The sequence below is a fragment of the Sunxiuqinia elliptica genome (genome assembly GCF_900113005.1).
Classification (GTDB): domain Bacteria; phylum Bacteroidota; class Bacteroidia; order Bacteroidales; family Prolixibacteraceae; genus Sunxiuqinia; species Sunxiuqinia elliptica.
In genome coordinates, this window is the sequence record NZ_FONW01000005.1 from 170,490 (window position 1) to 193,029 (window position 22,540).

Annotated in this window: 17 protein-coding genes; 10 read left to right on the forward strand and 7 right to left on the reverse strand. The window is 41.4% G+C overall.

All coding sequences use genetic code 11. The annotated features are described in order from the left end of the window. Window positions 1-35 precede the first annotated feature (35 nt). The 7 genes from BM156_RS11665 to BM156_RS11695 all read right to left on the reverse strand — a co-directional run bounded on the left by BM156_RS11665 (window position 36) and on the right by BM156_RS11695 (window position 7,146). A complete protein-coding gene (locus BM156_RS11665) occupies window positions 36-869 on the reverse strand; it encodes an endonuclease/exonuclease/phosphatase family protein (RefSeq protein ID WP_093920050.1) in 834 nt (277 codons plus the stop codon). A gap of 100 nt (window positions 870-969) precedes the next feature. After that, a complete protein-coding gene (locus BM156_RS11670; RefSeq protein WP_093920051.1) occupies window positions 970-1,923 on the reverse strand; it encodes an alpha/beta hydrolase in 954 nt (317 codons plus the stop codon). A gap of 378 nt (window positions 1,924-2,301) precedes the next feature. Beyond that, window positions 2,302-3,534, reverse strand: coding sequence for a [FeFe] hydrogenase H-cluster maturation GTPase HydF (hydF, locus tag BM156_RS11675; protein ID WP_093920052.1), 1,233 nt, complete (start codon window positions 3,532-3,534; stop codon window positions 2,302-2,304). Between the two features lie 192 nt (window positions 3,535-3,726). Then, window positions 3,727-3,945 (reverse strand): conotoxin, encoded by a 219-nt coding sequence (locus tag BM156_RS11680; protein ID WP_093920053.1) that lies wholly within the window; start codon window positions 3,943-3,945, stop codon window positions 3,727-3,729. 108 nt (window positions 3,946-4,053) lie between these two features. Beyond that, window positions 4,054-5,454 (reverse strand): aspartate ammonia-lyase, encoded by a 1,401-nt coding sequence (locus BM156_RS11685; RefSeq protein ID WP_093920054.1) that lies wholly within the window; start codon window positions 5,452-5,454, stop codon window positions 4,054-4,056. Window positions 5,455-5,489: 35 nt separating this feature from the next. Next, window positions 5,490-6,887: a [FeFe] hydrogenase H-cluster radical SAM maturase HydG gene (hydG, locus tag BM156_RS11690; protein ID WP_093920055.1), complete on the reverse strand. Its 1,398-nt coding sequence runs from the start codon at window positions 6,885-6,887 to the stop codon at window positions 5,490-5,492. Window positions 6,888-6,891: 4 nt separating this feature from the next. Continuing rightward, window positions 6,892-7,146, reverse strand: a complete 255-nt coding sequence (locus BM156_RS11695) for a TM1266 family iron-only hydrogenase system putative regulator (RefSeq protein ID WP_093920056.1) — start codon at window positions 7,144-7,146, stop codon at window positions 6,892-6,894. Between the two features lie 350 nt (window positions 7,147-7,496). Between BM156_RS11695 and BM156_RS11700 the strand changes: the two genes are divergently transcribed. The 10 genes from BM156_RS11700 (at window position 7,497) to BM156_RS11745 (ending at window position 22,538) form a co-directional block, all read left to right on the forward strand. Then, window positions 7,497-8,036, forward strand: a complete 540-nt coding sequence (locus BM156_RS11700) for an RNA polymerase sigma-70 factor (RefSeq protein WP_093920057.1) — start codon at window positions 7,497-7,499, stop codon at window positions 8,034-8,036. Between the two features lie 78 nt (window positions 8,037-8,114). Continuing rightward, window positions 8,115-9,101 carry a FecR family protein gene (locus tag BM156_RS11705; RefSeq protein ID WP_093920058.1) on the forward strand — a complete coding sequence of 329 codons (987 nt, stop codon included), beginning with the start codon at window positions 8,115-8,117 and terminating at the stop codon, window positions 9,099-9,101. Window positions 9,102-9,246: 145 nt separating this feature from the next. Continuing rightward, on the forward strand, window positions 9,247-12,555 hold the full coding sequence (locus tag BM156_RS11710) for a TonB-dependent receptor (RefSeq protein ID WP_170846945.1): 3,309 nt from the start codon (window positions 9,247-9,249) through the stop codon (window positions 12,553-12,555). Window positions 12,556-12,584: 29 nt separating this feature from the next. Further along, window positions 12,585-14,021: a RagB/SusD family nutrient uptake outer membrane protein gene (locus BM156_RS11715; protein WP_093920060.1), complete on the forward strand. Its 1,437-nt coding sequence runs from the start codon at window positions 12,585-12,587 to the stop codon at window positions 14,019-14,021. A 107-nt stretch (window positions 14,022-14,128) separates the two neighbouring features. Beyond that, complete coding sequence (locus BM156_RS11720) at window positions 14,129-15,580, forward strand: sulfatase family protein (RefSeq protein ID WP_093920061.1); 1,452 nt, start codon at window positions 14,129-14,131, stop codon at window positions 15,578-15,580. Between the two features lie 83 nt (window positions 15,581-15,663). Beyond that, a complete protein-coding gene (locus BM156_RS11725) occupies window positions 15,664-15,978 on the forward strand; it encodes an alkaline phosphatase family protein (protein WP_139218270.1) in 315 nt (104 codons plus the stop codon). 348 nt (window positions 15,979-16,326) lie between these two features. Continuing rightward, a complete protein-coding gene (locus tag BM156_RS11730; protein WP_093920063.1) occupies window positions 16,327-18,276 on the forward strand; it encodes a glycoside hydrolase family 97 protein in 1,950 nt (649 codons plus the stop codon). A 184-nt stretch (window positions 18,277-18,460) separates the two neighbouring features. Next, window positions 18,461-19,771 (forward strand): sulfatase family protein, encoded by a 1,311-nt coding sequence (locus BM156_RS11735; RefSeq protein WP_093920064.1) that lies wholly within the window; start codon window positions 18,461-18,463, stop codon window positions 19,769-19,771. Between the two features lie 231 nt (window positions 19,772-20,002). Continuing rightward, the gene (locus BM156_RS11740) at window positions 20,003-21,298 is read left to right on the forward strand and encodes a BNR-4 repeat-containing protein (RefSeq protein WP_093920065.1); all 1,296 of its coding nucleotides are present in this window, start codon (window positions 20,003-20,005) and stop codon (window positions 21,296-21,298) included. Between the two features lie 13 nt (window positions 21,299-21,311). Continuing rightward, window positions 21,312-22,538, forward strand: a complete 1,227-nt coding sequence (locus tag BM156_RS11745) for a glycoside hydrolase family 88 protein (protein WP_093920066.1) — start codon at window positions 21,312-21,314, stop codon at window positions 22,536-22,538. Window positions 22,539-22,540 lie beyond the last annotated feature (2 nt).

Here is a 22,540-nt window from a genome sequence, read left to right on the forward strand (position 1 = left end):
CCATAAGGACAGCAAAAGCCCCAAAAAGTTCAGACTTAAAGAGCCACTTCAACAAGTACTGGAAGATGGTCTGATGGATAGCGCTGTTCGTAAGAGTCGGTCAATACGCCATACTTCATAACCTCAATTTTCCCTTTGATAAAGATGTAGTCAATTCGGTTCTTTAGCTCACTATTGAAATTGAATCCATTGTAGGTTCCCTCTGGCCCATAGGGAGCTTGTGCTGAAACCTTTTTGCTGTCAGCTAGCTGAGTCTCAAGACGTGCAATTGGTGCCGATTCCGGAGTTAAATTGAAATCGCCCATCAAAATAACCGGATTGTTACGGGTGTTGAGCGAATCGATTTTCTCAAGAATCAGTTGAGCAGAATTGATTCGAGCTTCATCGCCCACGTGGTCAAAATGGGTATTGAACACCCAAACTGATTTTCGCTTGTCGTAATCTTCGAGTAGGGCATAAGTGCATATGCGCTTGCAAGCTGCATCCCATCCCATACTGGGGACGTTTGGTGTTTCAGATAGCCAGAACCAACCATGATCTTTTAACTGATATTTTCGACTGTTGTAAAAAATTGGAGAATACTCTCCTCTGGCTTTGCCGTCTTCCCGGCCAACGCCGATCTGATCAAAGCCTGGTAGTTGCAAGGAAATGTCGGTGACTTGTTCGTACAAGGCTTCCTGTAGCCCAATGATATCGGCTTCATGAAAACGTAGCAGGTCAGTCACTTGTATTTTTCGTTTGGACCAAGCATTTTCTCCATCTCCTTCGTTGGCGTAACGAATATTGTAAGTTATGACGTTAGCGGTTTGAGCCTGAATTGTTTGGCTGATAGTTAGAAGGATCATGACAAAAAAGATAGTAATTTTCATCCGTTTAATTTGTTTATGAGGTATGATATGAAACTTGCATGTTAATTTTTCATAGAACTAGTGGATTAAACATGTCTACTTCATTTGTTTATAAGCTGTTTTAGTTTGCGCAATAGTTAAAACCCGGATAGTCGCAATTATGTTCTCCGGGAATAATCGTATGGATTTGATCCCGGGAATTGTTCAGCACAAATTTGTGGCAGAAGGTCAACATTTCCTCCACTTGGTCAAACATGGGAGACCCTGCAACGCTATGATTTCCTCCGCACACGGTATACAGCCAGTAGGGTTTTCCAAGTTGTTGCAATTTATCAGCAATGGTTTTAGACCCATGGAGCATGAGGTAGCCTTCCCGGTCTTCGCTACAGTAGTGATGTGGTGCAGAAGCGTAAGGAACCAAGTTGTCGCAAGTTCCATGAAAGAACATCGACGGAATTGCTGAATCAGCATAAATTTGAGTGGTATCAGCCATTGCTCCAGCCATTGAAATAACGCCTGCATAAGAAACAGGTCCAGACTCCAATCCGTAGCAATAGGGAGGCTGATAAGCAGCGGGAAGCACGGTCTCTGCTCCAGCACTACTTCCTGCCAAGATGATTTGATGTGGGTTTATTCCTAGGTTCTCCCAGTTGGTGATTAGGAAATAGGTAGCATCTTGCAGGTCTTCAACTGCCGCGGCTATGGCTTCCAGTTTTTCGTTGGTTGGACAATCACATCCAAAGCCTGTTTTCGTGCCTTTACGAAGCAGGCGGTAAGTGATTGACACGGCAACGTAACCTCGTTGGGCAAATTTTTTGCAAAAGGTGGCAGTGCCTTCATTGTTTCTTATTCCTCCTGAAAATCCGCCGCCATGAACATACACCAATACAGGACGCTCAGTCTCATTGTCGAAAGCCGGACTGTAAACGTCCAGTTCCAGGTTTTGTCCGTCTTTTTGAATGTAAGTGTAGGTTTCAACATTTACGCTGTCTGTTATTTCTTCCAGGTAGCGTTCTTGTGCAAATCCTGTATGGAGAATAAAAAAGATGCAGAAAGTAGAAAGTAAAATCTTCATGGGTTATCAATATTTAAGTAACAACCAATTGGCAGAATGAAATTAAATTGACTAGGCTAAAATAACTTACGTAGTTCGCTAATGCAACTTTTTCACGCATGATGGTTGTCACGGTTGTTGGTTTATTGTTTCTCTTTTTAGGTGAAAGAGGTTGCTAAATTAGATAAAAAATGAATCGACAACAATTAATGTGGCCCTTGCATTTTAGATGTTTAAAAATTAGAGCTGCAGGCTGAAAGCAAATAGCTTGGAGTGCAGGAAACTTAGTTTGAATGATAAGTTGACAACTGGTTAATTGACATTAGCTTTTTGTGAGCTTTTACGGCGACGCCTTATCGGTTCGTAATGAAGTTGTCAGGTGGCTCGGTAGCTAAGCTGTTATTTTATTGCTTGCAGTTCTTTGTATACTTCCAGAGCAGCGGGAAATGGCTGTAAGGCCCTTTCAAAGATGCCTAAGGAGTATGCAATGGTTAGGCCATAATTGGTGAGAGGAACACCTACTTGGCGGGCTTTTATCAAGCGCGACAGCATTTCTCTTCGATTCCACATGCAGGCTCCGCAATGAATAATGAGTTTATAGTCGGCGACATTTGCTGGAAAATCGCGTCCTCGTGCATGATCAAACTGTAGTTGTCCGCCAACGTATTGGGTTAGCCAACGTGGAATTTTAACCGTGCCAATGTCTTCGCCAATGGGATGATGCGAACAAGCCTCGGCAATTAAAACCCGGTCACCTGCCTTTAGTTGGTCAATGGCCATCGCTCCCCGAACCATCTCGGTCAAATCGCCTTGATGACGGGCAAAAAGGATCGAGAAACTTGTCAGGGGAATATCTGGAGGAGTATCTGCGGCTACTTTTAAAAAAGCCTGACTGTCGGTGACCACCAACTTGGGAGGTTTATTGAACCTGGAAAGTGCTTCTCGAAGTTCACGTTCTTTTACCACCATGCAAAAAGAGTCGCCATCCAACAAATCGCGGATACTTTGTACCTGTGGTAAAATCAACCGGCCTTTGGGGGCTTCCTTATCAATCGGAACAACCAGAATCGCTGCTTCTCCGGGGCCAACCAAATCAGCCACAATACTTGGGCGATTGATAAAATCGTCGGGAGCACTTTTTAATATGGTTTGACGCAGCTTGGAAATACCTTGGTTGGTAACAACAGAGGTTTCAACTACAGGTAGTTGAGAAACGGAAAAGCTGTTCAGCATGCAAGACTTTGCTGTTTGTAAGTCGGCTTTATTAAGTACAATGATAACAGGAACTTCTCGTTCTTGAAGTTGTTGTAAAATCTGCTCTTCAAATTCACCCCACTCCTGGCTACTTGAAACAATAACTCCCAAATCGGTTCGATCAAAAACACCTACCGTTTTTTGGATACGTTTTTCTCCCAAAGCCCCAACATCATCAATCCCGGCTGTATCGATAAAAAGAACAGGCCCTAAGGGGAGTAGTTCCATCGGTTTTTCAACGGGGTCAGTGGTTGTTCCTGCTATTTCCGAAACAATGGAAACTTCTTGCTGCGTAAGTGCATTGAGCAGAGAGGATTTACCAACATTGCGTCGGCCGAAAAGACCAATGTGTAGCCGAAAAGATTTTGGGGTTTTCATCCGTTTGTATTTTGTTCGAAAAATACGAATGATCGCTTATCTCTCCAATGATTTTTGGAATTATTGCGAATGGCTTTGGGGAGGCTTGAAGAGTTCTGGGCGATAATGAATGGATTGATTTTGAGGGAAGGCTAAACCGAAAGGGCATAAAAAAAGCCGGAATAACCGGCTTTGCTTTTATTAATCGATGAATTACTTTTTGTCGTCACAAGATTTTTTCTTGCTGCAACATTCTTTTTTGCTCTTTTCGCAAGCTTCTTTCTTGTCAGCTTTTTTGGTTTGTTTTTTGTCTTTCTCGTCTTTATTTGCTGTACTTACTTGTTCTGTTTTTGTTTCATTAACTTGAACTGCATAAGTAGCAGAAACTCCAAACGCGAAAACAATAGCCAACATTAAAACCAACTTTTTCATAATTTTCTATTTTTAAGTTTATAACGAGAGCAATTTATCAAGAATAAGTCTAAATTAAAATAGCCTTAACATTTATTTAGAAATATTTCGATTTGTCGATTTGATAAGCTAAAAGCCTAGCTTATTAACTCTTTCGGGACTGATTAAAGTATCAAATTCATCTGGACTGAGCAGCTTCTCTTTAAGAATAAGCTCGCGAATTGTTTGGTTTCTGGCCGTTGCTCGTTGCGTTATTTGTGAACATTTCTCGTAGCCTAATTCTGCTACCAAGGCTGTAATTACTGCCGTTGAATTAAGTACATGTTGTCGACATTTTTCTGGATTTGCAGTTAACCCGTGGATGCATTTTGAACTGAAAATACTTGTTGCTCGCTGCAAGAGTTGAATACTTTCCAAAAGCTTGTCGGCAATAAGCGGCATCAGATGGTTTAACTCGAGGTTGCCGGAAGCTGCTGCCTGGGCTATTATCTGGTCATTGCCCATCACTTGAGTGGAAGCTTGTATCACAGCCTCAGGGATGACCGGATTTACTTTACCAGGCATCATGCTTGATCCTGCTTGTTGGACAGGGAGATTGATTTCTCCAAATCCAGCATCAGGACCGCTACTCATCAATCGTAAGTCATTGGCTATTTTGATGAGTGTGCCGGCACAGGCTTTTAAAATACCAGAGACTTCAATAAAAACATCGGTATTTTGAGTGTTTTCCATCAAGTTTTCAGCCCGGGCCAGTGAGGTATTGGTTAGTTCGCGCAAACGGTCTGTTACCTGAAAAATGAACTGGCGAGGAGCGCCCAGTCCACTTCCAATAGCTGTTCCTCCGAGGTTTACAACACGCAGGCGTTCTTCGCACTTGTATATGCGCCAGCGGTCACGGTTTAAGGCTTCAGCATAGGTTGCCATTTCTCGTCCTAGAGTTGTTAAAACCGCATCTTGTAACTGGGTTCTGCCAATTTTGACGATATTGGAAAAAGCTTTCTCCTTTTGTTGAAAAGCTTCTTGCAACTCAAGCACCCATTGCTCCAAATGGTGGAGCTGAACGATAGCCGCCAGTTTTAGAGCAGTGGGGTAGGTATCGTTAGTGGATTGGTGGCGATTGATGTCGTTTAAAGGAGAGATAAGCTGATAACTCCCAAGTGGTTTTCCCAGTAGTTGAAGTGCCCGGTTGGCGATAACCTCATTAACATTCATATTGGTTGAGGTGCCCGCTCCTCCCTGTAGGGCATCAACCAAAACGGCATCCATTAAAAGTCCGCTGGCCATTTCATGACAAGCTTGTTCGATGGCATCAGCTTTTTGTGCGTCCGGGAAGTAAGCCAATTTACGGTTGATTTGTGCGCAGGCCAACTTGACCCAGCCATACGCTTTCACAAGTTCCGGGTTGACTTTCCGGCAGGCAATCGGAAAGTTTTCCAATGCACGAAGCGTATGGATGCCATACAAGGCATCTGCTGGCAGCTCTCTGGAGCCTATTTGGTCGGTTTCAACTCGGGTTTTGGCTTTATCCATGCTGTTGTTGGAATGGTTGAGGCTTCGAATCACTCTTAACAGAAAACATCACTTTGCCCATTGTTTACACGGTCAACCAGTTTTCGAGCTCGATCAGCTGGTACTCCTTGCATGCCGGCAATGGTTTGTTCTACCAGTTGCTTGCCAATTTCAAATGTTTTAGGCGTGGCATAGTTGTTCAGGTATTCCATAAAACTAGAGAGGGCATTGGGGCCACAGTGTGCTTTTATTGCTCCAGGCTTGGCTAGATCCATAAAATCCTGGCCGGTGCGTCCCAGTCGGTAGCAGCCGGTGCAGAACGAAGGAATGTAGCCCATTTCTGCGACATCACGAATTACTTCATCCAAAGGACGATGGTCTCCCAGACTGAATTGTCCGGAAACTTCATCTTCAACTTCTTCTTCATATCCTCCCGGATTGGTTCGGCTGCCAGCTGATATTTGGGAAACGCCCAAGGCAAATGTTTCCCGACGCATCTTGGCGGTTTCCCGAGTCGACATGATAATGCCTGTGTATGGAACGGCCAAGCGTAGAATAGCTACAATCTTGCGGAACTCCAGGTCGCTAACCGGGAACGGAGGATGAGATGCCATGTCAGATCCGGTGGCTGGTTCCATGCGTGGAACGCTTATGGTATGTGGGCCAACGCCAAAAACACGTTCCAGTTCAGCACTGTGTTGCATCAAGGCTAGTAACTCAAATCGATAATCATTCAAGCCAAACAGAACGCCGATTCCGACATCATCAATGCCGGCTTCCATAGCTCGATGTATGGAGGAGAGCCGCCAATCGTAGTTCATTTTTTTACCACCAATGTGCACCTTTTTATAGGTCTCGCGATGGTAAGTTTCCTGAAAAATCTGGTAAGTGCCAATTTTCTCAGCTTTCAATAATTTAAATTCTTCGGTTGTCAGTGGTGCAACATTGACATTGACCCGGCGAATTTCTGCATCGTTAAGCTTGGCTGCATATACCGATTGGATGGAATCTAAAACATATTGAAATCCTTGACGCGGATAGGACTCGCCAGCAACTAGCAGAACGCGTTTATGCCCCTGTTTGATTAATGCTTCTGTTTCGTGAATAATTTCATCTTGAGTTAGCGAACGGCGAACAATCGCTTTGTTTTTGGCCCGAAAAGCACAGTAGGTACATTCATTGGCACACAGGTTTGAAATGTAAAGTGGTGCAAAGAGTACCAGGCGTTTCCCATAAATGGTGTCTTTGATCTGGTTGGCTGTTTGAAACAGTTGTTCAAGCTGAGCATGATCATTGATGCCAGTAAGTACAGCTACTTCCTGCAGGTTCAGCCCTTTCATCTCAGCAGCTTTGCTTAAAACATCCTGTACTTGCTGGTTGTCCGGATGAGTGTGTTTTTCGAGGATATCCTGTATTTCTTGTTCTCGAATGAATGATTGAGTTGCTGTTTCCATGGTTTTATTTTTTAGCTAGTCCTGATTTTACTTGAACTCCCTGAATAGCTCCGAGTCGCCCGGTTAGTTTTCCCAGTTCATCCGTAGTGGTATCTACCACCAAGGTAATCACCGAAGTTGATCCTTTGACTCTAGGGATGCCGGTTCTTGCCAGGATATGGTCGGCATGTTCGCTTAGTAGTTCGTTTACAGCCGCAGAACATTGGTCGCGGTCTTCGATGATAATTCCAATAAAGCCCAAGCGCTTTTCAGCATTCATGATTTTTGGTTTGCGCGGGAACGCAGGAAAGAAAAGTCATTGCACATTCAGCAAACACGAAAAAGAAAGGCATGCGTCCTGTAACGTACTTAAATTTGATGTTCTTCCCTTGAAGTCAGTCCATTGACCTTCCCGCAGGTTTTGAATCAAAAGTACAATAGTTTCTTCAAAAGAAACATGGTTATTGCTCAGGTTCTGAAAATTTTAAAATTCATAATTCTTGCTTCTTTTCCCATAAGTATGTATTGAGCATTAAGGCTTGAGAAGAGGCTTATTTTCAATCGACATGATAAATCTTTTTCTGTTGTATCCCGATTTGATTAAATTGGCGGGGCTAAAAAAAGCAGCTTATGTCTGACTTTGATTCAATTTTTCGAAATTATCATCAAGTATTGGTTGTCTATGCATACAAGTTTGTGTTAGATGAAGAGGCCGCATTGGATGTTGTGCAGGATGTTTTTACTCATGTTTGGGAAAAACAGAAGTTTGATTTTGAAGAAGAACATTTGAAAGCTTATTTGTTTAATGCGACACGAAATACTTGTTTGAATTTCTTGAAACATCAAAAAGTAAGGCAAACGCATGATGAATTTGTCAAACTGAAATCATTGGAAGTCCAGCATTATGCAAGCGGAGAAAAGTCGTTGATCGAAAAGGAAAGTCTTGATAAAATTCACCGAGCTATTGCAGCTTTACCTGCCAAATATCGGGAAGTGATTGAGTTAAGTCGATTTGAAGGGTTGAAAAACAAGGAGATTGCAGAACAACTCCAAATTCCACTTCGCACGGTTGAAACCCAGCTTTTTAGGGGGCTGTCGTTATTGAGAGAACATTTGACAAAACAAGAATTTAAAATTCTACTTTCCATCTTCTCCCTCAATAGAAAATAAAAAAACTGATTTTTTTTGACGTAGTTTTCGGTTTTTGGTTGTGTTATAGTAAAGGCCTCAAGAAAAAGGCATAAGACTATGACTGAAATAAGCAAACATGATGAATTAATTGCCCGCTATTTGAATGGTAATTTTTCGAATGACGATGAAGTCCTTTTATTACAGTGGGTTAATGCGGATCCAAAGAATAAGAAACAGTTTTTGGAACTGAAAGACACTTGGGATGCAGGGTTTAAAACGAAAGCTAATACCAATGACGAGCTTTTGAAATTTTACAAAGGGCAAGTTCGTTCTCAATCAAACCGCAAAGTTAGAACTTGGGTGTATGCTGTTTCCGCAGCGGCTATTTTAGTTATTGGCTTGCTACTTGGGGGACTTTTACCTTCTGGATTACCTTCAAAAGGCATTCAACAGTTGGAATCATTTTATGTTCCGGCAGGTTCTCGTTCCGAATTAACGTTGGCTGATGGTACCAAAGTGAAGCTGAACTCGGACAGCCGTTTAGATATTAGCCCTGACTTTTTAAGTAAGAATCGGGTCGTCCGTTTAGTTGGGGAAGCTTATTTCGAAGTTAAGTCAGATAAAAAACACCCCTTTACGATAGAAACCCCAAAGTTTGATGTTCTCGTTACCGGAACCAAATTCAATATAAGTAGTTATGCGGATGACAGCCAGATTAGCACAGCGCTATACGAAGGAAGCGTGCAGTTGTCAACCATAAACAAGCAAGTAGTTCATTTGACTCCAGGCGAAAAGGTCAGTTTTGATCAGAAAACGATGGAGCCAATTCGTGAAAAAGTTCGAATTGATGCTGATTTGGCTTGGGTGAATGGGGAGTTTATGTTTGAAGAGATCCCATTTTCAGATTTAATTAAGCGCTTGGAACGCTGGTATGATGTAAGTCTGATCTATCAATCCAGTGAGCTGGACTCGATGGTCTACTCCGGAAGTTTTAGAAATCAGGAGACGATTTGGCAAGTTCTGGATGCGTTAAAAATTACTTCACCCATTGATTATCAAAAGTTGGGAGTACGAAAATTTGAATTAAAATACCAGCCTATGTAAAAAAGGTAAGGCTGAATGTCGCCACAACATCCAGCCTTAAAAACAATCAAATTAATAATTGTCTAAACATTTCAAATTTATGAAAAAAAAGCGAACCAGGAGAGAGTATGGTCTGCGGGATGACTTTCTCAAAATTTATCGAATTATGAAACTAACCTGTTTGTTTTTATTGGCGGTGTTTATGCAGGTGTCTGCAGCAACCTATGCTCAAAAAACAAAACTCAGTGTGTCCGGGCAAAATATGTCTATAGAGCAAGTCTTGGGCCAAATTGAAGATCAGTCAGAGTTTTCCTTTTTCTACAATAATCGGGAAGTTGATTTAAGTAAGGAAGTAACGCTCGATGTCAGAAATAAGCCTGTTGATGAGATTATGAATTACCTGATGGATCAAACAGGCTTAAGTTACACTGTCAATAACAAGTTAATTATTATTCATAAACAGAAGGATAATCGTTTTCGAGAGATTGTTGGGCAGAAACGCAGGATCACCGGAAAAGTGACGGACGCTAGTGGTCAACCGCTTCCGGGTGTAACTGTACTTATAAAAGGGACTACCCAGGGAACAATTACGGACTATGATGGAAACTATACGATTGATGGTGTTCCTGCAGAAGGGGTTTTAGTTTTTTCTTTTGTGGGGATGAGAACGGAAGAAATTCTGGTTGCGAAAAATACGCTAATCAATGTAACCATGGAAGAGGATGCCATTGGTATAGAAGAGGTGGTGGCAGTTGGATATGGTGTAATTAAGAAAAGTGATTTAACGGGAGCTGTTTCAGCCATAAAAGAGGACGATTTTAACGCTGGAGTTAACGGTTCAATGGAGCAATTGGTGGCAGGAAAAGTAGCAGGAGTCCAAATTTCTCAATATAGTGCGGAACCAGGTGGTGGAATTTCAGTACGTATTCGTGGTGTGTCTTCTGTAAATGCAGGCAATGATCCGCTTTACGTTATCGATGGCTTACCGGTTGATAATAGCGGTATGTTTTCTGGAGGAGGAGCTGCGAATATTGGAAAGAATCAAGCAAGAAATCCATTAAACTCTCTTAATCCCAACGATATTGCATCAATAGAAATACTTAAAGATGCGAGCGCTACTGCAATCTATGGGGCAAGAGGCTCAAACGGAGTAATCCTTATCACGACAAAAAGAGGAAAACAAGGGAAAACAACTGTCAGTTATAACACCAACCTTGGAGTACAGTCAGTTAAAGATAGGTATGATTTGCTGACCTCTCAGGAATATATGCAAGTTATTAACGAACTCTCAGTGGCCGAGGGTAAAGGAACAGTTTTTTCGCCGTCAGACGTGGCAAGTATTGAAGGAACAGATTGGCAAGATCAAATATTCAGGACAGCTCTTATTCAAGAGCATAATCTTTCAGCAACAGCAGGTGATGATAATACAACCTTCTTTGCTTCCTTAAATTATTTTAATCAGGAAGGCGTAATTAAAAATACAGGTATTGAGAAGTACATTGGTCGAGTCAATTTAGAGCATAAGATTGGTGAGAGGGCCAAAATTGGGATTAATTTAAATACCAGTTTAATTAATGACAATAATAGCATTGATAATAGCGGCGATAATGAAGGGGGAGGACCGCTTTATGCAGCCCTGCTGTATGATCCAACTGAACCTGTTTACGATGAAAATGGAGAGTTAACGATCTCTTCTAACCTAACAGTACAAAATCCGGTTAGGTTAATCAAAGGTATTTCTAGCAAAAGTGTTACCAATAGAACATTTGGGACAGCTTATGTTGAGTATAATGTTGCTAATAATTTACAAGCCAAATTAAATTTTGGGACTGATCGCGCTACTTCCAGAAGAGATATCTATAATTCCAGGCTGACTTTCCATGGTTCAGGGGCGGGTGGTCTAGCAAATATTGCAACACTAGAGCGTTCAAATGTTCTTCTCGAATATACGATGACCTATAATAAGTCAGTAGGACAGAATAATAACCTTACTGTACTTGGAGGTACTACTTATCAAAGCTTCTCTTCAAGGCATTTTGTTGGCGATATCAGCGGATTCCCGGCAGATGATTTGCTTACCAATAATTTTTCGTTGGGTAATACTGATAATGACATGTTATACAGCGGTCGAAGTGAAAATAAATTGCTGTCTTATCTCGCCAGAGTGAATTATTCAATCGATAATAAATACTTGCTTACAGCGTCGTTCCGTGCAGATGGCTCTTCTCGATTTGGGAAGAATAACCAATACGGTTATTTCCCATCTTTTGCCGGAGCATGGAAGCTGTCAGAAGAAGATTTTATTTCTGATTTATTTTACAATTTAAAATTAAGAGCAAGTTGGGGACAGATTGGGAACGAATCAATTGGTAATTACGAGTTTCTAACAACTTTAAGTCCAGGTGATAGTTACGCAGTGGTTAACAACTCAATTGTTCGAGGCATAGAACCTTCACGTGTGGCCAATCCTGATTTGAAATGGGAAACAACCGAACAAACAGATATAGGATTAGATGTGGCTTTCTTAGACGGTAGAATTAGTTTTACTGGTGACTACTTTATTAAGTACACGAAAGACATGTTATATAACCTACCCATGCCACAATCCACCGGTTTTGGATCCCGCAGAGCAAACATCGGAAAAATGAAAAACACAGGAATCGAATTTCTTCTAAATACGATTAATATAAAGACAAATCGATTGGAATGGAGTTCTTCGTTAAACTTCACCAGTGTTAAGAATCGGGTAGAAAGCCTCGGTGGATTGAATGATGTAGTTGGCAGGTATTCAATTATCAGGGAAGGCGAGCCTCTAAATGCTTATTATGGGTATCAGGTTCTTGGGCTTTTTCAAGAAGGAGATGATATAGCAGGATCAGCTCAACCAGATGCACTTCCAGGTCACCCCAAATTTGAAGATGTCAACGATGATAAGAAAATTGATACGAAAGATTTACAAATTATTGGAAAACCTTATGCCGATTTTATTTTTGGATTACAGAACACCATCTCCTATGATCGTTTTCAATTCGACATATTTATTCAGGGACAATATGGTGCTGATTTGATTAATCAGAACCTGGTTGAAAGTTTATACCCTAAAAACTTTAGAAGAAATAGGATTACAACAACTGCATTGGATCGATGGACCCCGGAAAATACTAATGCGAAATGGCCTTCAGGAGTATTTCCCGACGACTACGGCGGTAATCGAACAACAAACTCGCTTACGGTACAAGATGCTTCCTTTATTCGTCTTAAAAATGTGCAACTCAGCTATGATATTCCGGTTTCCCGAATCAAGTTTATGAGTTCTGCCAAAGTTTTCATAACTGGACAAAACTTACTTACAATTTCGAATTACATTGGCTCTGATCCAGAGGCAAATGCGAATGGAGGAGGAAGTACCCGAATTGATATCAGTGGTTATCCGCCAGCTCAGACATGGTCTTTCGGAGCCAGATTTAGTTTTTAAAATTTAACACGCGAAAATAAACATAAGAAATGAAAAAATACATATTGAAGATAATACTCGTGGTCGTTGTATTTATGCACACCACCAGTTGTACTGATTTATTGGATGCTAATGTTTATTCCGAATTAGATCCTCAATCAAATAGCGAGGAAATTATAATGTCAACCTTGTACAATGCATATTCCAGTGCACAATTACGTTACTATTCCGGAGGACTTACAAGATTTTATGTATCTGCAATGTGTTCAGGCGAAAACTGGAACGAGGGAGGGGCGATAGCCGCACGTCTTAATCCGTTACGGTCCTTTACCTGGGCAAGTAACCATCATGACCTGGGTACAAGCTGGAACGCCTGTTATCAGGGAATTAGAGATGCAAATACGCTTTTGGAAAATGTGGGAGAGGAAACGGATCCATTTAAAAAATTGGTGAGAGCCGAAGCTACATTTATAAGAGGATGGTGTTATGTTGTACTTTACGATCTGTTTGGCCCGGTACCTCTACGAACATCCACTCTCGACAATCCGGAGCTTGCAAAGGCAACGGATGATGAAATGAAAATGCAAATCGAGAAAGATATGCTACAGGCTATTCAGTCACTCCCCGACGAGCCTGTTGAATATGGTAGAGCCAGTAAAGGTGCAGCAATGGGGATTTTGTGTAAATTCTATTTGAATACTAAGCAGTGGCAAAAAGTGGTTGAATTGTCTCAAGCAATTATAGATATGGGTAAATATGACTTATTGCAAAATTATAAGGATGTTTTCGCCATAGCCAATGAAGGGAATAAAGAATTGCTTTGGGCTTTAGCACGCACGGCATCGGGTGCTTCCGGAAATTCAGGAGGAGGTACTTATCTGCAAGCAATTACTTTTCCCACTGATTACCCTCTCGCTTCTAACCAATCAGTGTATGCTGCAAAAACATACTTCTATGATGATTTTTTGGATTCTTTTGAAGAAGGAGATGAGCGTGCAGAATTATTTGTCAGAGATTATATCAATACTTCAGGAAATCACATTCAATTGTACGGGAATGATAAATCACTGACATTAAAATATGAATTTGACCCGGATGCTGTTGGCCCTGCAAATGGCAATGATATGCCAGCAGTAAGATATTCAGATATTCTATTAAGTCGTGCAGAAGCATTGAATGAATTAAATGGTCCAACTCAGGAATCAGTTGATTTAATTAATGAGGTACGTATTAGAGCTGGTGTATCGGTAAGAACATTGGCCGATTTCCCTTCTAAAGAAGCTATGCGCAGTGCCCTTTTAAAAGAGAGAGAATGGGAATTCTATGCCGAGGCAAAAGGTCGGCAGGACCAAATTCGTCAGGGCGTATTTATATCTCGCGCGCAGGAAAGAGGAATAACAGTAGCCAAAGCTCACCATGTATTGTTTCCTATTCCTTTGTCAGAGATGAATGCAAATTCAAATATCGAACAAAATCCAGGCTACTAATGTATTGAGCAACTAATTTTCATGTTAGGCAGATTATTTAACCTGCCTAACATGAAGATACTTCACCCATTAGGGGAATGATAAGTTGTATGAAAATATTCAAATAGATGAAAATATTTAATAGCCATCTGTCCTTGGTGCCTTTTATGTTGCTCTCAAGTTGTCAACATCAAAAGAATGACAATGACACGTATTTACCTCCTAATATCGTAGTGATATTAGCTGATGACATGGGATATGGCGACCTGTCTTCGTATGGAGCGACCGGATTTTTTACTCCCAACCTGGATAAATTAGCGATGGAGGGTATTCGCTTTACCAATTTTTATGTATCTCAGCCTGTTTGTAGTGCATCAAGGGCCTCGCTGTTAACGGGATGCTATTCAAATCGGATTGGAATTAAATATGCACTTGGTCCTGGATCTAAGATTGGACTCAACCCGGAAGAAGAAACAATTGCCGAAATATTAAGAGAAAGAGGATACAAGTCCATGGCAATTGGAAAGTGGCATTTGGGTGACGATGTGAGTTTCTTGCCTATGCAGCAAGGTTTTGATGATTACCTTGGATTGCCATATTCTAATGATATGTGGCCCGTAGGGTATGATGGGAAGCCAAAAGAAAAATCCAAACACCCGGAGTTGCCATTGATTCGGGGCAATGAATCTGTAAAAAAAATCAGAACGCTGGATGAGCAGGCTGAGTTAACAAGCCTTTATACCAAAGAAGCAGTAACGTTTATTGAAAAGAATAAAAAGCATCCTTTTTTTCTCTACCTAGCTCATTCGATGCCTCATGTGCCACTGGCAGTTTCGTCGAAGTTTAAGGGTAAGACAAAACAAGGGGTATACGGTGATGTTGTAATGGAGCTTGACTGGTCGGTGGGGGAAATAATCAAAACACTGGAGAAGCTTGGAATACGAGAAAATACCTTAGTTATTTTTACCTCAGACAATGGCCCTTGGCTTAGTTACGGAAATCATGCAGGTTCTGCCGGAGGGCTTCGTGAAGGAAAGTTAACGAGTTTCGAAGGTGGAGTGCGTGTGCCATGTATAATGAGCTGGACAAGAGAAATTCCTAAAGGAATCTTAAGTAATAAACTTGCTTCAACGATCGATATTCTACCGACACTTGCTCGTATTACAGGTGCCTCGCTTCCCAAAAAGAAGATTGATGGGATAGATATTTCTGCGATAATGAAAGGAGATGTCGATGCCACCCCAAGAAGAGTTCTGTATCATTACTTTGCTGACAATCAATTAGAAGCTATTCGAATGGATGATTGGAAACTGATATTTCCACATAACTACAAATCTTATGAGAATACGGAACAAGGAAATAATGGTTATCCGGGCATATACAACAGCTTAACAACTGCCCGAAAACTGTTTAACTTGGATAACGACCCGGGAGAACGCTATGATGTAAGTGGTTTGTATCCGGAAGTTATAGACGAGATTGAACGCATTGCACAAGAAGCAAGAGAAGATTTAGGGGACTCTCGAACCGGAGATGTAGGCAAAAACAGGAGAGAGCCAGGTCGTTTAAGTCCTAAATAAGCTAGTGTTTTGGTATGGTAATAGTTAGTAAAAAGTCGATGGTGATTGAAATGGATGAGGCGTGTTTTACGATAGAATCATGAGTGGCTGAAAAGCCAACCGACCGTATGATTGATGGCCGAGATATTCGTTCGTTATTGATGCCTTCGGGAAATTACCCCGAGATTGAAGATTTTAGGTTTTTGTATTCTTATTTCAATAATCAGCCATCAGCCATTCGGGCAAAGGAGTGGAAGTTACATGTCAGAATCGGTTCGCAAACGAAGAATAATTATGGGTACGAAGCTTCACGCGAAACCCCGTTGTTATTTCAGGTTGAGAAAGATTTGGGAGAGCGAATTGATTTGGCTGATCAGGAATCCGAAAAAGTATCCGAACTCCTTTTAGAATTAGAATAGATGGAGCGAGAACTTGAAGATGAAGGATCATTCTGGGGAAAGGAATAGGAATTGTTATGAACTTTTGTTTTTAATGTGATAGTGTTACCCATTAAAATTACACATCTAAGAAAATAGGAATTATCTATACTTTTAACTAATTTTTCGGAATCAATCAAAATAAAAAATTAAGGAACTTTCGATTCAGAAGAGAGTCGAAAATCTGCGGTCGTAGAGCATGTTCTGGATGCTTCCCGAATTGACAATTAACATGACCTAAAATAACTAATTTAATTCTTAAGTAAACAATAATTGGGATATCCTGAAGCATTGGTCTTGCCTCATGGATATCTTGTTAAAAAGATCAAAATGAAAAGATTACTTTCAGTAATTTGCTTGCTGGTCGTATTTAATGTGACAATGGCAAAAGAATATGAGCTTTCTTCTCCGAATGGAAGAATTAGCCTTAAAGTGAATGTTGACGAAAATTGCACTTATTCTGTTTTTTTAGGAGATCAGCAGATAATCACCGCTTCTCCAATCGCTCTTGAATTAGCCAACGGAGATGTTTGGGGGAAGGATGCCCGTGTCAGAAGAGCTAAAGTAACATCACATTCCAATGAGTTGACTCCCGTTGTTCAGCGGAAATATGCTAAAATTCAGGATGTTTACAACCAGCTTACCTTATCGTTTAAAGGTTATTCTTTGGAATTCAGAGCTTATGACGAAGGAGCGGCTTACCGTTGGGTTTCCGCATTAAAAGGCGAATACAAAGTGAAGTCGGAGCAGGCCAGCTTTGTCTTTCCTGCCGATCATACCACTTGGTTTCCTGAAGAAGAAAGTCTATTTTCTCACCAGGAAAGGGAGTACCTGAAAGTAAATTTATCTGCGGTTGGCTCTGACAGATTCTGTTCAACGGGTATGCTGGTGGATTGCGACAATGGAGTGAAAACTTACATTTCAGAGTCAAACCTGATGGATTATCCAGGGATGTTTCTTCAAGGGGACGATCAAAATCAGAATGCCTTGGTCGGAAAATTTGCCGGTGTTGTTTTGGAAGAAAAACAGCTAAGCGATCGTGATGTAAAACCAACAAAATATGCCGACTACATTGCAGTATGCAATGGACCAAGGAGTTTCCCCTGGAGGGCTTTGCTTATAAGTGAGAATGATGAAGAACTTGTGCAATCCGAGCTGATTTATAAGTTGGCGCCTGAGTTGAAAATTCAAAATACCGAATGGATTAAGCCTGGAAAAGTTGCCTGGGACTGGTGGAATGCGAATAACATTTATGGCGTTGATTTTAAGTCGGGCGTAAACAACGATACGTACAAGTATTACATTGATTTTGCCTCGAAAAACAACCTGGAATATATTATATTGGATGAAGGTTGGTATCACCTGGAGAATATTATGGATGTTGTTGATGAGATTGATATCCAGGAATTAGTTGACTATGGAAAAGAGCGCAATGTGGGAGTAATCCTTTGGGTCGTATGGAAAGCGTTGGATGATCAATTGGAGAAAGCTCTTGACCAGTTTGAGGCTTGGGGAGTGAAAGGAATCAAAATTGACTTTATGCAACGCGATGACCAATGGATGGTCAATTTTTACGAGAAGATTGCCAGTGAGTGTGCTTCGCGAGAATTACTAGTGGATTATCACGGGGCTTATAAACCGGCCGGACTTGAGCGGGCGTATCCCAATGTGATTAATTACGAGGGCGTTAAAGGTATGGAGAATGCCAAGTGGTCATTACTCCCTGATCCCGAGCATAATGTAACGTTGCCATTTACAAGAATGGTGGCTGGAGCGATGGATTATACGCCGGGAGCAATGATTAATGCGACGAAGGAGAATTTTAGGAAGGTTTTTAAAGAGCCGATGAGTTCAGGGACACGCTGTCATCAACTGGCCATGTATGTTGTTTTTGAGAGCCCGCTTCAAATGCTTTGCGATAATCCATCAAACTACTATAAAGAACCGGAATGCATGGAATTTCTTTCTGTTGTGCCTTCAGTTTGGGATGATACAAAAGTTCTAAAAGGAAAAGTAGGAGACTATGTTGCCATCGCTCGTCGGTCGGGTGATACTTGGTATATTGGCACCATGACAGATTGGGACGCCCGCGAGTTAAGTCTGGATCTTGATTTCTTAGGTGATGGAAATTATACCATGAGTGTGTGGAAAGACGGAGTGAATGCCGACAAACATGCTGCAGACTTTGCTCAGGAAAACCAGGAGGTTAATTCTGCTTCAAAAGTTAATGTTAAAATGGCTCCTGGAGGTGGATGGACAGCTATTCTTAAAAAGAAATAGCTTAAAATAATTGCAGCTTATAACTGAGTCAAATTCGAAAAGTGTTTTGACAAAAAGTTTGAAGGCCAATCTTTATAGCAAGCGAAGAGATGATTCCTGCAAAAATGGAGTTTTCCTTCTTCGGCTATAGGGATTGGCTTTTGTTTTAGTATTTTGCAGGTCGCTTAACCCAAAATCGCTTATCATGAAAATAGGAAGGTCTACCGTTTTTTTCACTTTGCTTGTTTCTTTGTTTGGTTGTCGGCAGGATGATAAGAAGCCGAACGTAATCATCTTTTTTACTGATGATCAGGGATACGCTGACCTGGGATGTTATGGAGCAACCGGGTTTGAAACCCCAAATTTGGATGCTTTAGCTGAGAGCGGCATCCGGTTCACGAGCTTGTATGCGCCAGCTACAGTGTGCACGCCATCGCGAGCAGGCTTATTAACGGGTTTGTATCCCAAAAGAACCAATTTGCATGAAGCTGTGATTTTTCCTTACTCGACGCATGGATTGCCCCCGGAAAGTTATACGCTGGCCGAATTGTTTAAAGAGAATGGCTATTCAACGGCTTGCATTGGGAAATGGCATCTTGGACATCAGCCTGAATTTATGCCTAACCGTCAAGGATTCGACTATTTTTATGGAGTTCCGTATTCCAACGATATGGACGGGCATTATTATCGACATAATAATTTTCAATCTCCACCTTTGCCGGTATACCGCAATGAAAATATCATAGAAGAAGGTCTAGATCAGCGCTACCTGACCAAGAGGTACACCGAAGAAAGTATTCAGCTGATCAAGAATCGGGGTGAAGAACCATTCTTCATTTATCTCGCCCACAATATGCCACATACGCCACTCCATGTTAGTGAGCAATTTGAAGGAAAAAGCAAGATGGGCTTGTATGGCGATGTCATCATGGAACTGGATTGGAGCATGGGAGAAATTATCCGAACACTAAAAGAGGAGCATATTTACGAAAATACAATTGTGGTGTTTTCTTCAGACAACGGGCCGATATCCAATCGTTCAGCAAGGCCGTTGCGAGGCACAAAAGCGACGACTTGGGAAGGAGGACAACGTGTTCCCGGATTAATTGCATGGCCTCAGGAAATTCCAGCGAATAAAGTTTCAGATGGGATGGTTACACTGATGGATTTGTTTCCAACGTTTATTGACATTCTTAAAGATACTGATTCTGAAAAAAGAAGTTTTGATGGGATTAGTCTTTTGGAGCTCTTGAAAAATCCAGAAGAAACAAAGTTGGAGCCAAGACCTTTTCTTTACTATGCACGCAACGGACAGCCAGAAGCAATTCGCGAAGGAGAGTGGAAGTTGCATATGCAAAAAAGCCGGGGATGGCATCAGGATAGCACCGCTTTTTCACCTCAATTGTATCAGCTTGGAATAGACCTAGGAGAACATCAGAATGTAATCAATGAGCATCCTGATATTTTTAAGCAGATGAAGAATAAACTAGAAGAAGAAGATGAGTTGATGCAATAGCTCTTGTTCGTTAATTGGAGGGAAAGAATTTTTTTGTCTGTTGAAGTGGAGGGTGGTTTTTTGATAAAGTTGCTTTTTTGAAGTGAACCAATGAATACATCGGCCTATATTTGGCAGTCAATTCTTCTGGATAGAAAAGAACTTATACTTTTATGGCAGCGTCCATCTATTACTAGGGGGGTATTACTAACTAAAATATTTCGGAAATTTATGAAAAAGGTGAGTTTGATAATGAGTTTAATTGTGGGCACTCTATTGTCCTTCAATTTTGTTGAGGCACAAAATAAGCCTGAAACATTAAGTGAAGATGCGGCGTGGTGTTGGTTTTCGGGCCCTCGTGCAATCTACCGTCACAATGGAAAAGCTGAAATTGTTACCGGTTGGATTACCAAAGACGGGACTTTGCAAGCAGCTCTTTTAAATTATATAGAAGGTGCAAGTCAGGTTCAAACAATTGCCCCTCAACTTGAAAAGGACGACCATGCCAACCCAGCATTTGCCGAGTTGGCGGATAAAGATGTTTTGCTGTTTTGCGCCAAACATTACGATCATAAAGTGCGGGTTAACCGATTGAAGACTGATGCTTCTTCGTTGGAGTTTGGAGAAACTGTTGAGCACGATATTTATGATGAAGAAGAACTCAAAAGGTATCCATACAAGCGCGTGACATATGCCAATCCATTTGCGCTTTCAAATGAGAATAACCGTATTTATTGCTTCGGACGCTGGACTGGCTTTAAACCCAATATCACTTGGTCTGACGATGATGGCGTATCCTTTGAAAAGAGTAGGGTCTTTATCACCAACATTCCTTTTGATGGTAACAATCGTCCTTATGTCTGTTACTCCTCGGACGGAAAATCGAAGATTCACATTCTTTTTACCGATGGACATCCTCGTAATGAACCGTTGAATTCGGTTTATTATGCTTGCTATGAGAATGGTGCTTTTTGGAAAGCCGATGGAACCAAGATCTGTGATCTGAAAAATATTCCATTTGAGCCGAAAGATGCATCAGTGGTTTATCAGGCAACTGAAGAAAATGGCCGGGCTTGGATTTACGATATAGGATCTGATCGGAAAGGGCGTCCGGTTGTGCTGTATGCCCGCTACCCGGAAGAAACCAAGCACCTGTATCATTATGCCATATTTGATGGGAAAAAGTGGATTGACAACGAGGTTTGTAATGCTGGAAAGTGGTTCCCTCAAACACCCGAGGGGAAGATAGAACCGGAACCACATTATTCAGCAGGAATGTCCTTAAATCCGTTAAATCCGAACATTATTTACTTGTCGCGTGACGTGAATGGTACCTTTGAAATTGAAAAGCAGGAGACACGGAATCATGGAAAGAGTTGGAAGGTAACGCCCATCACACAAAACTCGGAATATGACAATGTCAGGCCGGTTGTTCCCAAGAATATGAAAAAAGGGGATGTCCCAGTTGTGCTTTGGATGGTGAACAAGAAGTATATTCACTATACCAATTACGATACAGGGATTGATTATTTTGTCGATGAAAAATAAAAATACAAAAGCAATGAGATTAAAGATGATACTGGGGATGGCAATTGTTTTGCTGTCCGTAGCGGGATGTTCAGATAAGAAGGGTGCGTTTATTCAAGAAAATGTTGATTTTGCAGGGAGCCAGCTAGAAAAGGCTTTGGATGCGATTCCGGAAGATGGGCGTTTACCCCGATCAATCAGAAAAAATGGAGAACTAGGAACGGTTGGCCCTTACGATTGGACCAGTGGTTTTTTCCCCGGTAGTTTATGGTATCTGTACGAACTAACGGGTAACGAACAATGGCGAACAACAGCTGAGCGAACAACGAAGTGGTTAGAGCCCATCCAATATTATACCGACAATCATGATGTTGGTTTTATGCTGAGTTGTAGTTATGGAAATGGCTTGCGACTGACAAACAATGCTGATTACAAGCAAGTGCTGATTAATGGAGCAGAGTCGCTTTGTACCCGGTACAGCGATGTTACTCGCTCGATAAAATCATGGAATGGAGGCGGAACCAAAGATGGAAAGAGGTGGCAGTTCCCGGTCATTATTGATAATATGATGAATCTGGATTTGTTGTTCGAGGCCTCCAGGTTGTCAGGGAATGATAAGTACCGAAAGATTGCCATCACTCACGCCGAACAAACGATGAAAAATCATTTCAGGGAGGACTATAGTAGCTACCATGTTGTGGATTATGACACCCTAACCGGAGCAGTAAGAGGTCGATATACGCATCAGGGATATTCACATGAATCAGCATGGGCGCGTGGACAGGCTTGGGGTTTGTATGGTTTTACGCTTTGTTATCGGGAAACAGGAGACGAACGGTTTTTGCAATATGCTGAAGCGATTGCAAGCTATGTCCTTAATCATCCCAACATGCCAGAAGACCTGGTGCCTCTGTGGGATTATCACATCAATGATCCGGCCTACGTTCCAAGCTGGTTGGAAAAATTGCCCAAGCTGGAAAAACCTTGGCGAGATGCTTCGGCTGCTGCAGTAACGGCATCGGCTCTTTTGGAGCTAAGCCAATTGAGTAAAAAGAATGGAACAGTTTATTGGGAAGCAGCAGAACAGATTTTGTTTAGCCTGAGTAGCCATTATAAAGCCAATCCTGAAAAAATTCCTTTTTTTGTTCTCGATCATAGTGTTGGAAACATTCCTTCACATTCCGAGATTGATGTACCAATTAATTATGCCGACTATTACTTCTTGGAGGCTTTAGCACGGTATAAAAGGATGAATAATTAGGC

Bases quoted from the DNA above. Each gene is read 5' to 3' on its own strand.
- BM156_RS11745 (WP_093920066.1), top strand. From the start codon at position 21,312: ATGAGATTAAAGATGATACTGGGGATGGCAATTGTTTTGCTGTCCGTA.
- BM156_RS11720 (WP_093920061.1), top strand. From the start codon at position 14,129: ATGAAAATATTTAATAGCCATCTGTCCTTGGTGCCTTTTATGTTGCTC.
- BM156_RS11670 (WP_093920051.1), bottom strand. From the start codon at position 1,923: ATGAAGATTTTACTTTCTACTTTCTGCATCTTTTTTATTCTCCATACA.
- hydG (WP_093920055.1), bottom strand. From the start codon at position 6,887: ATGGAAACAGCAACTCAATCATTCATTCGAGAACAAGAAATACAGGAT.
- hydF (WP_093920052.1), bottom strand. From the start codon at position 3,534: ATGAAAACCCCAAAATCTTTTCGGCTACACATTGGTCTTTTCGGCCGA.
- BM156_RS11680 (WP_093920053.1), bottom strand. From the start codon at position 3,945: ATGAAAAAGTTGGTTTTAATGTTGGCTATTGTTTTCGCGTTTGGAGTT.
- BM156_RS11735 (WP_093920064.1), top strand. From the start codon at position 18,461: ATGAAAATAGGAAGGTCTACCGTTTTTTTCACTTTGCTTGTTTCTTTG.
- BM156_RS11710 (WP_170846945.1), top strand. From the start codon at position 9,247: ATGAAACTAACCTGTTTGTTTTTATTGGCGGTGTTTATGCAGGTGTCT.
- BM156_RS11730 (WP_093920063.1), top strand. From the start codon at position 16,327: ATGAAAAGATTACTTTCAGTAATTTGCTTGCTGGTCGTATTTAATGTG.
- BM156_RS11715 (WP_093920060.1), top strand. From the start codon at position 12,585: ATGAAAAAATACATATTGAAGATAATACTCGTGGTCGTTGTATTTATG.
- BM156_RS11700 (WP_093920057.1), top strand. From the start codon at position 7,497: ATGTCTGACTTTGATTCAATTTTTCGAAATTATCATCAAGTATTGGTT.
- BM156_RS11665 (WP_093920050.1), bottom strand. From the start codon at position 869: ATGAAAATTACTATCTTTTTTGTCATGATCCTTCTAACTATCAGCCAA.
- BM156_RS11685 (WP_093920054.1), bottom strand. From the start codon at position 5,454: ATGGATAAAGCCAAAACCCGAGTTGAAACCGACCAAATAGGCTCCAGA.
- BM156_RS11695 (WP_093920056.1), bottom strand. From the start codon at position 7,146: ATGAATGCTGAAAAGCGCTTGGGCTTTATTGGAATTATCATCGAAGAC.
- BM156_RS11740 (WP_093920065.1), top strand. From the start codon at position 20,003: ATGAGTTTAATTGTGGGCACTCTATTGTCCTTCAATTTTGTTGAGGCA.
- BM156_RS11705 (WP_093920058.1), top strand. From the start codon at position 8,115: ATGACTGAAATAAGCAAACATGATGAATTAATTGCCCGCTATTTGAAT.